The organism is Skermanella stibiiresistens SB22 (genome assembly GCF_000576635.1).
In the GTDB taxonomy this organism is placed as follows: Bacteria; Pseudomonadota; Alphaproteobacteria; order Azospirillales; family Azospirillaceae; genus Skermanella; species Skermanella stibiiresistens.
On record NZ_AVFL01000022.1, the window covers coordinates 20340 to 36181 of the forward strand.

Below are 15842 nucleotides of genomic sequence, written 5' to 3' on the forward strand. Positions count from 1 at the left end.
AATTGGCTGGCGTTGCCGCGCTGCGGTAACGCTGTTTCGCTCCGGGTTCGCCCGGGGTTGGGTCTTCGGACCCACGTCTCCCAGACGTGAAGCCTCCCTGTTCAACTCGCCCGCAAGTCATTCGATTTGCGGGCGTTCTTTTTGCCTGGATGGGGGCAGCCGGGTTTCGGTCCGCAGCAATCCCTCCGCGAGGTATTTGAAGGTCTCGACGGCCTTGGGGAAGACGGCGCGGGGATCGTCGGCCGCCGCGATCCACAGCGCGGCGGTGAGCGCCGCGCCATTGAGCAGGCGGGCGGCGGCCTCGGTGTCCACCGGCTTGACCGTGCCCTCGTCGATCAGCGCCTGGATCGTCTGGGCCGTCGCGCGCAGGCACTCGTTCTGATTGGGCCAGCGCGATGGATCGCCCAGCACGGCCGGGCCATCCAGCAGCATGATGCGCTGGATCTCCGGTTCCAGGGCCATCTCGATATAGGCGACGCACTCGGCCAGGAACCCGAGCCAAGCGGTGTCCGCCCGATCCCGCTCGACGCGCATCCGCGCCACCATCTCGGCGTCGATCTGATCGATGACGGCCCGCAGCAAGCCCTTCTTGTCACCGAAGTTGTGGTAAAGCGCGCCTCGCGTCAGGCCGGCCTCGGCGGTCAGGTCGTCCATCGACGCCGCCGCGTAACCCTTGGCGGCGAAGGCCCTCCGGGCGGCCTGGATCAGCTTGACCCTCGTTTCCTCCATCATCCGCGCGCGTCGTCCCGCAACCACTGACATCTCCCAAAATCACGCGTGTCCAGACATCGCCTATTGACATACGGCGCGTATGTGATTTTATATCCACATACGGAGCGTATATCAAGCGCCGCTCCGGATGGCGAGCGCGAATGCGTTCGCGGCTTTCTGTGAACATGGAGTGGACCGATGACCAAACGTGAAGCGATCTTCCCCGCCGGCCGGCAAGCGTTGTACGAGATCCACAAATACTCGGCCGCGATCCGGTCGGGCGACCTGCTGTTCGTCTCGGGTCAGGTCGGCAGCCGCGAGGACGGATCGCCCGAACCCGTGTTCGAACGACAGGTCCAACTCGCCTTCGACAATCTCGCGGCCGTGCTGAAGGCGGGTGGTTGCACCCTCGACGACATCGTCGACATCACAACCTTCCACACCGATCCGGCGACGCAATGGGACGCCATCACCGCGGTCAGAACCAAGGTATTCGGCGAGCAACCCTATCCCAACTGGACGGCGGTCGGCGTCAACTGGCTGGCGGGTTTCGATTTCGAGATCAAGGTCATCGCCCGCCTGCCGGAGCGGCCTGCCCAATAACGGTGGTGGCGATCACCAGCTGCGCAGGGCGCGCAGCATCGGGGTCTTCTTGGTCTGGTTGGCGGCCATCCGGGTCAGCAGGTGATCGAGCGCCGCGACCGCTTCCGCGACATGGGGACCCTTGTTCAGCATGACGCATTCGGCGCGGGCGGACATGGCGGCGTCGGTCATGTCGCCCCGCGTCGGCAAGCCTTTCTTGACCAGGCTCTCCAGCACCTGGGTCGCCCAGATGACCGGAACATGCGCGGCCTCGCACAGCCACAGGATCTCCTCCTGCATCTCCGCCAGCCGCTCGAACCCGATCTCGACGGCCAAGTCGCCCCGGGCGATCATCACCCCGAACGGCTGGCGCGACGCGGCTTGGACGATGATCTCCGGCAGGTTGCGGACGGCGACCGGGGTTTCGATCTTGGCGACCAGACCCAGGCTGTTCCAATCATCCGGTCGGCGCTTCGCCAGTTCGTCCTGGAGCAGGCGCACGTCGGCGCCGCTTCGGACGAAGGAATAGCCGATCAGATCGACCCGGCTGGCGATGAAGTCCAGACTCCGGCGGTCCTCGGCGGTGAGCGGCAGCAGGCCGAGATCGGTCGCGGGAAAGTTCAGTCCCTTTTCCGGCTTCGGCTTGAAGCCTTTGGGTCCCACCTGTTCGACGCGGACGACCACGCCGGCACCGTCCAGCCGCTCGACCACGCCGCCCAGCTTGCCGTCGTCGAGGAACACCGGATCGCCGACACGCAGCCGCCCGACGATCTCCGCCGGTTCGCAGACCACTTGGAACGGATGCCGTTCGATCGGCGCGAAGCCGCCGGCGGTCAGCAGGATCCTGTCGCCGGAAACGATGCGCCGGTGGCCGCATTCGGCGGTCCTGACCTCGCCGGTCCGCACCTTCGGTCCGCCGAGGTCGGCCAGGATGCGGGCGCGCCGGCCCGTCGCCCGCTCCGCCGCGCGCAGGTTGCCGATCATCGCCGCCCAGACCTCCGGATCGTCATGGGCGCAGTTTATCCGGACCACCTCGGTGCCATTGCGCAACAGGGCGGCCAGCAGATCGGTGCCGTCCGCCGCCTCGGTCGGCAGGGTCACCATGATCCGGGTCACGCGTTCCCCCTCTTGGACCGGACCGAACAACTCGTCCGTGCCGGCGCGCAGCATCCGGTCGCCGCGGAAGAAGGCGTGTGGCCGCGGATAGTGGCGCGGCACGCCGCCGGTGATGGCGGTCAGCGCGTTGATCGTGGCGTCCAGGTTCGCCAGCACGCGGCCTTCCGACCGGCCCAGCGAGGAGAGGCCGTAGGGCATCAGGTCGGCCTGGAGCGCGCGCAGGTCGCGGCGCCGCAGCGCCAGGTAATGCGCGAAGTTCAAGGCGCCGACCCGAAAGCGCCGTCGCTGGTCCCCGACCTTCCAGTCCCGCCAGATCGTCCGCCCCTCCGCGGCCACGGCGCGCCGCAGATCGCGGAGCGTGTCCAGGAGATCGGAGGGGGAGGGGATCGTTTCGGGTTCGTGTTTCATCTGGACCGGCGTGGGTTGTTGGTGCGTCACGCTCCCTAGCACGTCTCCTTTACAGGTATGTGTCGCCCAGGCGTTTGAGTGCGGAAGCTAGCCACTCGAGAAGACGCATACCGTCGGATGGGAGCGTGCTGACGGGAGGGGCGACCGCGCCGGCCGGAGCGGTCGCGGACATGAATTTTTGATGACGGTGGCGATGGCGGCGCGGGCGCGGATGTTGGGTCAGGGTGCCCGATGCCGCCGCGCGACAGTGATCCGGGCGACGGCGACCCCTTGGACCAAGCTGAACCCCAGAGGAGGCGAATCATGACCAAGACACCCGATATCACCAGCGGCGCTTTGAACAGCACGCCCCAAAAGAACGCCGAGGACGCCGAACGGCTGTTCGGGGCCGAGGATGGCGCCGAGGAAGGGGTTGAGGAGGGAGATGAGGCGCGGGAGGCGAATCTGGCGTTGCGCAAGCGGCGCGAGGGCGGCGAGAACGCCTTGGGCGGCAGTCCGACCAGCGAACGCTTCGGCAGCCCGGATTGAGGGTGATCCGTCGCTCTTATTCCGATACGGCTTGAACGGATGGGGTGCGGAGCCATGCCAACGGCTCCGCACCCCTGATCAGCCCCCCGCCTGTTTGGCCGATGACCTCAAGCGGCGTGGAGGCCGTCGAACCCGCCCTCGCCACCCCGTACGCCCACCAGCGAGACCGGGTCCCAGTCATGGTGGTCATGACCACCGTGGGGGGACCGTTCCTCCAGGCGGAGGCCGACCACCAGCGGATCGTGATCGCTGGCCTGATCGGCGAACTCCGCGTTGAGGTGGACGATGTCGAAGGAGGTCCCCCGCGCCAGCGCGTCGCTGACCAGGGCTTGGTCCAGTTGCTGGGCGTTGCCATCGAAGACATAGCTGTATCGCTCGTCCTCCGGCAGACGGAAGGTCAGGTTGTGGAGAACCTGATCGTCGCCTTCGCCGGTCGCGGCGGCCAGGGGAGGCAGGAACTGGAACTCGTTGAAATCGCCGAGCACCAGGACATTGGCATCCGGGTCCTCCTCCAGCAGGCCGTCGACGAAGGCGTTGATCGCCTCGCCCTGCGCCACCCGCTGCTCCTCGCCGCCGTTCACCGGCGGCTGGACCGCGCCGAACAACGGGGTACTCCCGCCCTTCGAGGCGTTGTGGACGGTGATCACGTCGACCGTCTCGCCGTTGAACTCGAACTGGGCGTGGAGGGGAATGCGGCTGTCGGTCCAGGCAGCGTCACCCGTTCCGCCGATGGCCTGGACGCTGTCCTCGACCAGATCGACCCGGTCGCCGTCGTACAGCATGCCGACCCGGATGTTGCCGCCAGGTTCGCCGCCCGAGGTGTTGTCCTCGGGAGCGACCTCGACATAGCTGTAGGTCGGTCCGCCCGCGTCCTCGATGGCGTCGATCAGCACCTGGGCAGTCGCCGCCGCGCTGACGGTGCCGTCATCGGCCGAGCCGCTGCCATCCTGCACCTCCTGGAGGGTGATGATGTCCGGCGACCTCAGGTTATCGACGATCTGGGACGCCTGTTCGGTGAACTTGCCGTCGGCGACGTCCGTGTCGCCGTCGTCGTCGTTCGGGTCCAGGTTCTCGACATTGTAGCTGGCGACGGTCAGACGCTCGTGACCGCCCCTGATCGAGGTCGTCTCGCGCTCGATGCCACTGGGCGTGATGTCGCCGATCTCCTGGACCAGGACCTCGTAGTTGCCGAAGGCGTAGCCGACCACGCCGGAGACGTCGCCAAGCCCGGCCCCGGTGTCGACATCGGCGGAAAGGCCGCCGGACACCTCGGCGTCGAATTGGAGCTGCACCCGTTCCGGGTTGAAATCATCCTCGGATATGACGATCGCACCCCGATCGTTGAGCCCGGTGGCTCCCGCACCGCCATCGGCGACAACGAAGATCTCGCCGAAGCCGTTGGTCGGCGACGTCGCCACCGCGTCGGCGACCGTGACCCGCATGCCTTCCAGGCTCTCGAAGAAGGCGATGCCGTCGGGGCTGATCGTCTCGGTCGGCGGTAGCCGGCCCTCGGCCCCGATTATGACGGCGTCGGGTAGGTCCGAGTCCAGATCCAGCACCCGCGTCTCGGTCACGTCGGCGATCTGGGTGGTGGACAGGTTGCCGCTGGAGGCGCCGCCCGGCGTGAACTCGCCGACGGTGCCGGTCACCGCGATCGCCATCCCGGCGGTGACGCCCGGCTGTCCGCCGGTGAAGACGAAGATCCCGTCGGAGGTGGCGTCGTCGCCATCGCCGTCGGGATCCTGGAGATAGTAGCCATTGCCATCGACCGCCGTCACGACGCCGCGGGTGGTGACGGTCTGGCCGGCCAGGGGAGAGGTGTCGCCATCGCCCTGGATGTCGCCGATCGCGGTGAATTCACCCTCGCCTGGACCATTGCCCGGCGCGTCGCCTCGCTCTCCGATCGAGAACAGGCGGGTGCTGCCGCTGACCTCGTTGGTCACCGCCAGCAGCGGGGCGCCGGTTGGGCTGTCCTCGGCGGAGATGAACGCAAGTCCTTCCGGACCCAGGTCGCCACCGCCGCCTTCCTCCGCCGAACCCGCGAAATCGCGCGTGTTGACGTAATCGACGAAGCGGGGGGCGTCGGCGTCGGTGATGTCGTAGGTCATGACGCCGCCGACCCGTTCCAGGCCGACGAAGGCGTAGGTCCGGCCATCGACCTCGCCGATCGCGACACCCTCGGGCTCCGGACCCTTGTTGTCCGAGCGGCTGTCGAAACTGTCGTTGTCGTCGTTGTTGGCGTTGAACCCGACGGTGCCCAGTTCCACTGCGGTGATCCGCTCGAACTGGTCGCCGCTGTCGAAGACCCTTTCACCGGCATCGTTCCAGATCGTGAACGATCGGCCGCCGAAGGTGTGGAGCTGGTCGATGTCGCCGTCGCCGTCGGTATCGCCGTCCACCGCCGAAACCGTCAGCCGGCCCAGCTCGTCGTCCGCCTTCAGAGCGTCGGCGTCGGGAAACGCCTCGGGGTCGAGGTTGGCGTCGGAAACCCGGATCTCCTCGCCGTCGCGGGTGTCGCCCTCGTTGGCGGTGACCCAATAGGTCGAACCGTCGGACCCCGTGTAGCTGGCGATCGCGTCGGGCTGGTACAGGCCGAGCACCGGCACGGGGCGGATCGCGATGGCGCCGTCCTCGTCGCTCGGATCGATGCCGTTGCCCGGCTCCGAATAATCCTTGGTGCCCAGCGGCAGAATGTCGGTGACCGTGGCCGACGTCAGATCGACGCGGGCGACCGCGTTGTTCTCCTGAAGCGTCACCCAGGCGGTGGCGCCATCCGGCGACACGGCGATGTATTCCGGTTCGGCGTCCCGGGAGAAGGTCTTGCCCTCGGCGATCCGGACACCGTCGGCGCGAAGATCGTCCTCCCGGCCGTCGAAGGCGCGGAAGTCCAGCGTGGTCGCCTCGGCGCCGATCAGCCCGCCCGACAGGTCGATGATGGAGATGCTCCCCTCCGGATCGACGCCGTCGGTCGGCTCGCCCTCGTTGGCGACCAGCAGCTTGCCGCCATCCGGCGAGAAGGCCAGCGAGTCCGGCAGCACGCCCGCCTCGATCGTGCCGAGGAAGGCGCCGCCCACCGTGTAAAAAGCGACGAAGCCGTTGGCGGTGCCGTCCTCGTTCTGCACCGCCGCCGCGACCAGTCCATCAGACACCGCGACGCTATTGACACCGCCGGCGCCTTCGATGCTTCCGATATCGCCCTGGCCGACGCGGGCCGGCGCCTCCGGATCGGAGATGTCGATGAAATCGACCGTCAACTCGCCGTCATTGCTGACGAAAAGCCGCTGGGTCAACGGATCGTAGGCGGGGATCTCCTGGGCGCTCTCGTTGAAGATGCCCGTCTCGAAGCTTCCCAGTGGGGTCAGGACGATGCCATCGGTTCCGCCGTCTTCCCCATCGGTCCCGTCGTCCAGGGAGTCCTCGCGGACCGACAGGTTCTGGATGCGGGTGTCCTCGGTCGGCGCGGTCTCGGCTTCGGCGTAGGGTGTCTCCGCGAAGTTGGCGGCGAGGTATTCCGCCAGCGCGTCCTGCTCGGTGCCGGGAGCGGCGAAGGTGGCCACTCCGGCATCGGTCAGCGCCTCCTCCAGGTCGACGCGGTTGGCGAAGACGGGATCGGCCTCGATGAACTCCGGGAACGGATAGCCGTCGCCGCCATCGGCCAGGAAGCTCAGGGTCACCACCCGGATCGCGTCGGGCGCGTCGGCGGCGACGACGCCCTCCGACACGATGACCTGGCCGGGCCCCTGACCGGGATTGCCTTCGTCATCCAGAAGCACCGCCGTTCGGACCCGCTCGCCCGGCGGCAGATCGGGATCGTAGCTGAAGGCGACGCCGCCGACCTGGGCGAACTGGCCGGGTGTGGCGCCCGGACCGACCGCCGCGACGCCATGTTCCAGCACCTGTTTCAACTGATCGGCCGTCACGGTGACGACCGACAGGCTGTTGTTGAAGCGCAGCGCGTTGGTGATGTCGAGCTCGGAGACCTCCCCGGCGGCCTTGCCCGCTTCCGGGTTCCCCTGTGTCGGCAGCAGGCCGCCGTCACCGGCCACCTCGCCGATCGGCGCCCGGATGCCTCCACCGTTCTTGATCGAAACCTGGACCGTCTCGTCGAACTGGCGGGCCGCCGCGATGTTGGCGTCTGACGACAGGTTGCCGAGGTTGGTCTCCTCCGTCCGCACGTTGATCCGGCGGCCTTCCAGGAAGACGGAACTGGACCCGAGGATGTTGCCGTCCTGCTCCGTCACGATGCCTTGGACCGCACCGACGAGATCGCGCACCTCGGCCGCGGCGGTGCCCTCGGCGAAGGGATCGGCACCGTCGTACAGTGCCGCGACCCGCTCATCGGTGGTGGCGATGGGACCGCTCTCGGCGGCGTCAACGCTGTCCGCGACCAGCACGCCGTCCGCGTCGAACTCGACCACCAGCCGGCCGACATAGCTGTATTCGCCATCGGTCGAGACGATGGCGACCGGATTGCCGTCCGCCCCGGTGGCGATGATCGGGTAATCGCCCGCCGCCTCGTCGCCCGGCCGGAGCGTGTCGGTCCCGTCGGCCAGGATGGTGTCGGAACCACCGGCGATGATGACGTCGACCCCGGTCAGCAGCGGCGCCAAGCCCTGCTCGAGCGAGAGTTGCTGAAGATGGCTGACCAGCACGACCTTGGTGACGCCCTGCTCGGCCAGCCGGGCCGCCTCCGCGTTGACGAATTCGGCCAGGGTCGACAGGTCCTCGTCGGAGCCGCTTACGCCGACATCGCCGGGTGACGAAATCTCGGCGAGATCCGGCGTGGTCAGGCCGATGACCCCGATCCGCTCACCGTTCTCCTCGACGATGGCCGAACTGGAGATCTTCGCCGGATCGGCGGTGCCGGCGGCGGCCGCGTCCAGATCGGTCCGGAAGCTGTCGGAGGTCCGCAGCTCGGCTGTGTAAAGCCCCTCCAGGCTGGAGCCCTCGAATTCCAGGTTCGACGACAGATAGGGGAATTGCGCGCCCAGCCAGTCGACGCCGGACAGGGGATCGGCACCCGCCTCCGGAGCCCCGGCGGCGACTCCGATGATCGACGACACCACGTCGGTGCCGAGGTCGAATTCATGGTTGCCGAAGGCCGAGGCGTCGAACCCCATCAGGTTCATGACGGATATGTCGATCCGGCCCTGGGCCGGCACCAGCGTTTCGAAGCTGACATCCGTGGCATCCGCCGGAAGGTCGTAGATGAAGTCGTAGGCATCCGCGAAGGCCGGCCCGAGGGTGGCGTCGGCCGAGGCGTTGAAGAACGGTCCGGAGATGTAGTTGTCGCCAGCCGATAGGGTGATCGAGTTCTCGGCCTCGCCCTCGAGGGCCTGTTCGATGGCCGCGAAGTTCGGCGCCCTCTGGACGGCGTCGATCCCGCCTTCCAGATCCGACGCGTGCAGGATCTGAAGCCGGAAGTTACCGCCGGTGCTGGGTGAGTCGGACATCTTGGTTGGGCCTCCCTGGGGGCGGATTGTCGCCATGCCAGTGCCGAGACGTTGGCAAGGATTTGCCTAGTCTACGTGTGACGTATTGGCGAATATTTCAAATATAAAGTAAACACGCTGATATCGCCGCCGAGCAGATCAGCTGATCGACTGCGGAAAGTCAGGGAGAAAATGTCAGAGTGGTATTGCGTTATTATTACATGAGGAAGAAATTAACGGCGGAGACCTGCCAGTGTTAATACGATTAGATTGATTTTTGGGCTTGTCGTGTTGGCGGAGTTTCTCTTTTGCCGAAAGAGCGGGCTTGCTGCACGAAGGCTGGCAATTATCTTGCGGGACTCGCGCCTGCGGCCGATCGGAGCGGCGGACGCCTTGAAGACTAGGCGGCGGAATCCGGAATCGAGATTGACGTTGCCGCGGTAGCCGAAACTGGGAGAGGGCCGGATCAAGTTCCATTGGCGCTAACCTAGGAAGGTCGATTGATCCACTCATACCAACGGCACTAAACAATGACCGGTCGAATAGTTGTTCGCGTAGGTCGGGTAAAGCGCAGCGGCACCCGACACCAACTCGCCTGCTTGTCGGGTGCCGCTGCGCTTTACCCGACCTACAATTCCGCCAGCTGGTTTCTTCATAACGAAACGGCACCCGACCTACTGTGGGACGTTCGTTAGCAATCGGTCATTGTTTAGTGCCGTTGGTATCAGGGCATCAATCCTCCAATATCGTCAGCCGCGGACTTGCGTGCCGATGGGGTGTTCCGGGCGTTGGGGGCACGGCTTGGCAAACCGCCCAGCCGCGCCGACCCGGATGCCGATCGCCCGTCGCATTCGGCGGGTCGAGGGATGCGACGCGATCAGGCGGTCGCCGGACGCGGATCCAGGCCCGTGACGACTTCGCCGGCGGGTTCGATGACCACATCGCGATCGACCGAGCGCCGCTCGTCGGCGATGCGGTCGATCAGCAGGAAGATCCGTTCGGCGCTGCCCAGGATCGCTAGCAGGGACGCCCTTTCCGTCGGGGCCAGCCCCTCCAGCCTCAGGCATTGGCGCCGTAGGTCCGCCAGCCCGCCGATACGCTGTTCGGCCGTCAAGGACAGCCCGGTTCGGGACGCCGAGGGCAGCACGACCGACATCGCGTCGGACACCTGATCGAGGATGCCCTCGATCAGGTTCTTGCCCGCTGGCGAGAATTCCTCGCTCTTGACGCGCCGGGCGATCTGGTGAAGCGTCTCACCGAGGCTTTCGGCGAAATCGGCCTCCTCGATCAGGCTCGCCACCAGGTCCGCCTGGGAATAGGGCTGGCCCGGCTTCAGCAGCGTCGAGGCGAACACCCCGATGTCCCGGCTGAGATTGCCCAGATTGACATTGTGGGGCTGCGGGTCCTTCGGCGCGTCGGGCAGGCCCCGGGCGATGTCCAGATAGATCTTGCCCGCTCCCAGATGGCGCTCGATCTCGGCGCGAAGGGCGGGAACTCCCCGCGCGAGATCGCCCCGCAGGTTGGCCGCGAGATGCTTCGGCAGGGAGTAATCCTCGATGTCCTCCGACGCGTCGTGCCCGATGCGCGACAGCACGCGTTCGAAGACGCCGACGAAGGGGAACAGCAGCAGGGTGTTGAATATGTTGAAGAAGGTCGAATAGAGCCCGATCGCGACGGGGATCAGCGGAAAGGTCTCCTTACCGTTCACCATCATCGGGACGCCTGGATCGCCGCCGAACCACCCCATGGCGAAGCGCAGGACGTCCATCGAGACGAAGAAGAGCGGGATCGTCACCATGACGCCGATGATGTTGAACGATATGTGGGCGTAGGCCGCCCGCTTCGCGTTCTTCGATAGGTTCAGCGACGCGATCCAGGACGTGATGGTCGTCCCCAGATCGGCGCCGAGGGAGAAGGCCACCGCGGTCTGCCAGTCCAGCACACCGGACGCGCCCAGCCCCATCACGATGCCGATGGTCGCCGACGAGGAGTGGATCATCGCCGTGACCAGCGCCGCCGTCACGACGCAGGTCAGCAGCCCGACATAGTCGTCGGCCCGCAGGGTCGAGATCGCGGACATCACCTCCGGCATGGCGCGGAGCGGCTTCAGGCCGCCGGTCATCAGGTTGAGGCCGTAGAAGATCAGCGAGAAGCCCATGCAGGCCAGCGCGATGTTCTTCGTCCGATCGGATTTGGCGAAGATGTGGATGAGCGCGAAGAAGCCGGCCAGCAGCAGGCCCAGCGGACCGAGCGGCAGAGCGATCAGGCCATTCCCGAGCGTCGTTCCGATGTTCGCTCCCATGATCACGCTGATGGCGGGCCGCAGCCCGACCACGCCGGCGTTGACCATGCCGACGACCATGACGGTCATCGCCGTGGAGGATTGGATGACGCCGGTGATGATGGTACCGGCGAAGACGCCCTTGATCGGTGTGCCCGCCAGTTTGGCCAGCAGGGACCGCATGCGGTTGGCGGCGACGGCTTGGATGCCGTTCGACATGAATTCCAGACCGAGCATGAAGATGCCAAGCCCGCCGATGACGGGTACGATGATCTGGGTGAAGATATCAACCTGCATGGATCGTCCTTCCCTCGGGCCCGCGCGCGGGCACCGGTTTTCATTATCGCTGGGTCGATTTCCAATAGGAACGGATCTGGCCGACGACCTCGTCGGGCAAGGGAACGTAGCCGAGATCGACCGCGTCCCGCCGCCAGTGGGTCAGGGCGTCGTCGAAGAAACGGAGCGTCCTCGCCGAGGTTGGGCCCGTCTCCCGCGGCATCAGGACGTGGACCGTGGCCGCTATGGGATAGGCACGCGGGTCGGTGGCGCCGGTGAGCAGGAGGTCGTGGTGCCGCGAACCCGCCCAATCGGCGCCGGCCGCCGCGGCGGCGATGGAATCGGGAGACGGCGCCCTGAACTCGCCCGCCCGGTTTTCGACCAGGGCTGCGGGCAGCCCATCGCGCCGCGCTTGCCCCACCTCGACATATCCGATGGAATTCCGGTCGGCGGCGACGCTCCGGACGATGCCGCCGCTGCCCTTGACGCCGCGCCCAACCGGCCATTTCAGTTCGGTGTCGACGCCGACCCGCTCCCTCCAGTCGCCGCTGGCATCGGCGAGATAGGCCGCGAAGTTATAGGTGGTGCCGGAGCCATCGCCGCGATGGACGACATCGATCGGCGCGTCCGGTAGCGTGACGTCCGGATTGAGCGCCTTCAAGGCCGGATCGGACCAGGATGTCACCTTGCCCAGATAGATGTCGGCGAGCACCGCCCCGGACAGCCGCAGGGCGCCGTCGGCCACTCCTGGCAGGTTGAAGACCACCGCGACGCCGCCGGTCACGATGGGAAACTGCATGAGCTTGTGGCGATCGACCTCCTCGGCCGGCAGGGGCCGTTCGGAGGCGCCGAAATCCACCGCGCCGGCGATGACGCGCATGATGCCGCCAAGCGATCCCACCGGCTCATAATCGAGACCGCCGGCCCAGGGTGACAAGGGGGAACCCAGACCACCTTCGGGAGCGAGTGGGCCATCGAGCGAGGCGGCGATATCCATGCCGCTCTCTTCCACGGCCTGGAATTTGGCTCCCCACTGGCTCAGCAGGGGGAAGGCGAAAGTCGATCCCGCGCCGCTCAAAGCTTCGGCGCGTACTGGCGTTACCGATGCCAAGCATAACAGTAAAAGAATGGGAAGCAGGCGTGGCATTGAGGCATCCATCTACCTAGGTTCATCGACGGTCATCCTGATCGTCGATCCCGGTAGCGTAGATTTTCAGCGTGACAGTTCAGTGAACCTGCGGATGAAACGACGCGATTCATCACCGGTATACATCCACTGTTCCAAACCACTCCGCAATTTCAGGCGAGTGTGGGCATACCCAGCGGGTCCATGCCTCATTCGGGGTCCGTGGCTGGCAGGGTTCAGGGAACGACAGGCGCGCGGTTACGGGACTATTCGTAGACGCCGATATAGGCGACCAACTCCTTGCCGGCGACCCGCTTGACGAAGGACGATTTCGGCTCGATCCGGTTGGACACGGGGTTGAGCCAGCGGTAGCTGACCCAGCCCTGGCCGCTGGCCTGGGCGACCTTCAGGATGTCCTGGACCATGGACTTGCCGTCGGGATCCTTTAGGTTGACGACCTTGTAACCCACGCTGGCGGGGCGGGGAGGGTAGACCAGCCAGGTTCCGGTGAAGTCGATCACGTTGACGTAGATCTCGCCGAACTTGAACTCACCTTCGGCGTTGAAGACCTCGCGGGCGGCGTCGATGCCCCGGGCCTCGATCACCTCGGCGGCCCTGGCGGTCAGGATCTCGACCTCGGACCGGGTCGGCTTGAGGGTATCGGCGGAAGCGGCACCCGCGACCATCAGGATGCCGATGGCGGCGAGCCCGATCCCCCGGATCATGCCCATGACGGACAGGCGCATCATTCGATCTCCACACCGGTGTGCCGGAGTGACGATGTCCAGCATCGGCGGCTTCGGCGTTCGGCCCTTGGTGATAATACGAAAGACATAGATGTCAAGGCGATTGCGGCTTCGATCGAGGGACGGCACCCATTGGCTGCGGATATTTACTTTGTTGTCCAAACTAATCATCCCGTGCGTTGGACGCTTTCCAAGCATGGCTCCAGCAATTGATATCGTTTGAAAATGAATCCCATGTCGCGGCGCGGTGTCGAACGCCGAAATTGGGTGTCGCCCGTCCGCGCGGGACTGTCGCACCTCTTCCCGGGGCCGGCGCGCCTTTTTTCATGGACACAGGGAAGTGGCGGGAGGACCATCGATTCCACGAACACGGTAGCGGGTCGACGACGTCCACGGCCGTCGCTTCACGAACGGCCGAACCCGCGGACGCCCCGATCCGATACAACGGTAGTGGGAGGTTCCGAATGCCAAGCACCAGAATCGCGGGGCCGCGTAGCGCCGCTCTCGTCGGCCCCTATCTCAGCGGCAAGACCACCCTGATGGAAAGCCTGCTGTTCGCCGCCGGCGCCATCACCCGCAAGGGTAACGTCAAGGACGGCAACACGGTCGGCGACAGCGCGCCCGAGGCGCGCGCCCGCAAGATGAGCGTCGAGGTCGGGCTGGCCAGCGCCGACTATCTCGGCGAGCGCTGGACCTTCCTGGACTGCCCCGGCTCGGTCGAACTGCCGGCCGAGGCGCAGGCGGCGCTGATGGTGGCCGATGTCGCGGTCGTCGTGTGCGAACCCACGCCGGACAAGGCGCCGATGCTGGCCCCGCTGTTCAAGTTCCTGGACGACAACGGCATCCCGCACATGCTGTTCGTCAACAAGGTCGACGCTTTGGGCAATCAGGACATCCGGGTGCGCGACCTGATGCAGGCGCTGCAGGCGTCCTCGGCCCGTCCCCTGGTGCTGCGCCAAGTCCCGATCCGCGAGGGCGACACCGTGACCGGCTGCGTCGATCTGGTCAGCGAGCGGGCCTATCACTACAACCCGCACGCCCCGTCCAACCTCGTCCAGGTGCCCGACACGGTGCGCGAGCGCGAACAGGCCGCCCGCCAGGAATTGCTGGAGGCGCTGGCCGATTTCGACGACGGCCTGCTGGAGCAGCTGCTGGAGGACGTGGCGCCCGACAGGGGGGCGGTTTACCAGCAATTGGCCAAGGATCTGGCGTCGGACCTGATCGTCCCGGTCTTTATCGGCTCGGCCGAGAACGACAACGGCGTGCGCCGCCTGCTGAAGGCGCTGCGCCACGAGACACCCGAGGTCGCCACCACGGCGGCCCGGCTGGGGATCCCGCTGGAAGCGGGTGTGGTGGCGCAGGTCTTCAAGACCTACCACGCGCCGCACGCCGGCAAGCTCAGCTTTTCCAGGGTTTGGAAAGGCGAGGTCACCGACGGCATGACCTTGGGGGGCGAGAGGGTCAGCGGTGTTTACCGCATGCATGGCCACGACCAGCACAAGCTGCCGTCGGCCGGCGCTGGCGAGGTCGTGGCCCTGAGCCGGATGGAACGCGCCGCCACCGGCGAGGTGCTGGACGACCAGGGCGCCCGTGCCAAGGCGCCGCTGTGGCCGGCGGCTCCGGCGCCGGTCTACTCCCTCGCCATCTCGGCCGAGCAGCGCAACGACGAGGTCAAGTTGAGCGGCGCGCTCGCCAAGCTGACCGAGGAGGATCAGGCCCTGTCGGTCCACCAGAACCCCGACACCGGCGAGATCGTGCTGTGGGGCCAGGGCGACATCCATCTCCAGCTCGCGATGGACCGGCTGCGCACCAAGTACAACCTGCCGGTCCGCTCACGGGCGCCGCAGGTCGCCTACAAGGAGACGATCCGCAAGGGGGCGGCGCAGCATTCCCGGTTCAAGCGCCAGACCGGCGGCCACGGGCAGTTCGCCGATGTCCATGTCGAGGTGGCGCCGCTGCCGCGCGGGAGCGGATTCGCCTTCGATGAGAAGGTGGTCGGCGGCGTGGTGCCGCGCCAGTTCATCCCGGCGGTCGAGGCGGGGGTCAAGGAGTACTTGGTCCAGGGGCCGCTGGGTTTTCCCGTGGTCGATGTCGCGGTGACGCTGACCAGCGGCCAGTTCCACGCGGTCGACAGCAGCGAGCAGGCGTTCAAGACCGCCGGGCGGATGGCGATGGGCGAGGCGATGCCGAAATGCGACCCGGTCCTGCTGGAGCCGATCCTGCAGGTGACCATCGCGGCGCCGGCCGAGTTCACGCCCAAGGTGCAGCGCCTGATCACCGGCCGGCGCGGCCAGATCCTGGGCTTCGACGGCCGGGCGGGATGGGACGGCTGGGACGAGGTCAAGGCGCTGATGCCGGAGGCCGAGGCCAGGGACCTGATCGTCGAGCTGCGGTCGCTGACCCTGGGCCTCGGGGTGTTCACCACCCGCTTCGATCATCTGGCGGAACTGACCGGACGGCTGGCCGACCGGGCGGTCGAGATCCGGCAGTCGATGGTGGCGGCGCAGTAGGCGGCCCGCGACAGGATGTGGCGGGGATGGCGCGCGGGATTTCGTCATTTCCACTTGTATATAGCGATTGGGGCGCCGCACTCTCCGGTCAGGCCGGACCCGCATCCGGCCTGACCAAGCAACGGA

At 66.5% G+C, this 15842-nt stretch carries 9 protein-coding genes; 3 read left to right on the forward strand and 6 right to left on the reverse strand.

The annotated features are described in order from the left end of the window. Nucleotides 1–117: 117 nt before the first annotated feature. Nucleotides 118–732, reverse strand: coding sequence for a TetR/AcrR family transcriptional regulator (locus tag N825_RS24535; RefSeq protein ID WP_063833919.1), 615 nt, complete (start codon nucleotides 730–732; stop codon nucleotides 118–120). A gap of 177 nt (nucleotides 733–909) precedes the next feature. Between N825_RS24535 and N825_RS24540 the strand changes: the two genes are divergently transcribed. After that, the gene (locus tag N825_RS24540; RefSeq protein ID WP_037457991.1) at nucleotides 910–1314 is read left to right on the forward strand and encodes a RidA family protein; all 405 of its coding nucleotides are present in this window, start codon (nucleotides 910–912) and stop codon (nucleotides 1312–1314) included. Between the two features lie 12 nt (nucleotides 1315–1326). Here N825_RS24540 and N825_RS24545 read toward each other — a convergent pair whose 3' ends face one another. Beyond that, entirely contained in the window at nucleotides 1327–2847 is a 1521-nt protein-coding gene (locus N825_RS24545) for a pyruvate kinase (RefSeq protein WP_245613224.1), read from the reverse strand. Between the two features lie 273 nt (nucleotides 2848–3120). On the opposite strand from N825_RS24545, the gene N825_RS24550 reads away from it, so the two are divergent. Further along, nucleotides 3121–3345: a hypothetical protein gene (locus tag N825_RS24550; RefSeq protein WP_037457995.1), complete on the forward strand. Its 225-nt coding sequence runs from the start codon at nucleotides 3121–3123 to the stop codon at nucleotides 3343–3345. Between the two features lie 107 nt (nucleotides 3346–3452). Here N825_RS24550 and N825_RS24555 read toward each other — a convergent pair whose 3' ends face one another. From N825_RS24555 to N825_RS24570, 4 genes are all read right to left on the reverse strand, one after another. Then, complete coding sequence (locus N825_RS24555; protein WP_051512938.1) at nucleotides 3453–8798, reverse strand: choice-of-anchor I family protein; 5346 nt, start codon at nucleotides 8796–8798, stop codon at nucleotides 3453–3455. An 856-nt stretch (nucleotides 8799–9654) separates the two neighbouring features. Beyond that, a complete protein-coding gene (locus N825_RS24560) occupies nucleotides 9655–11355 on the reverse strand; it encodes a Na/Pi cotransporter family protein (RefSeq protein WP_051512939.1) in 1701 nt (566 codons plus the stop codon). 43 nt (nucleotides 11356–11398) lie between these two features. Beyond that, nucleotides 11399–12493, reverse strand: a complete 1095-nt coding sequence (gene pstS, locus N825_RS24565; protein ID WP_342666042.1) for a phosphate ABC transporter substrate-binding protein PstS — start codon at nucleotides 12491–12493, stop codon at nucleotides 11399–11401. Nucleotides 12494–12726: 233 nt separating this feature from the next. Next, the gene (locus tag N825_RS24570) at nucleotides 12727–13209 is read right to left on the reverse strand and encodes a cache domain-containing protein (protein ID WP_157619520.1); all 483 of its coding nucleotides are present in this window, start codon (nucleotides 13207–13209) and stop codon (nucleotides 12727–12729) included. Nucleotides 13210–13670: 461 nt separating this feature from the next. Here N825_RS24570 and N825_RS24575 point away from each other — a divergent pair, with 461 nt between their 5' ends. Next, the gene (locus tag N825_RS24575; RefSeq protein WP_037458000.1) at nucleotides 13671–15716 is read left to right on the forward strand and encodes an elongation factor G; all 2046 of its coding nucleotides are present in this window, start codon (nucleotides 13671–13673) and stop codon (nucleotides 15714–15716) included. The last annotated feature ends 126 nt before the right edge of the window (nucleotides 15717–15842 follow it).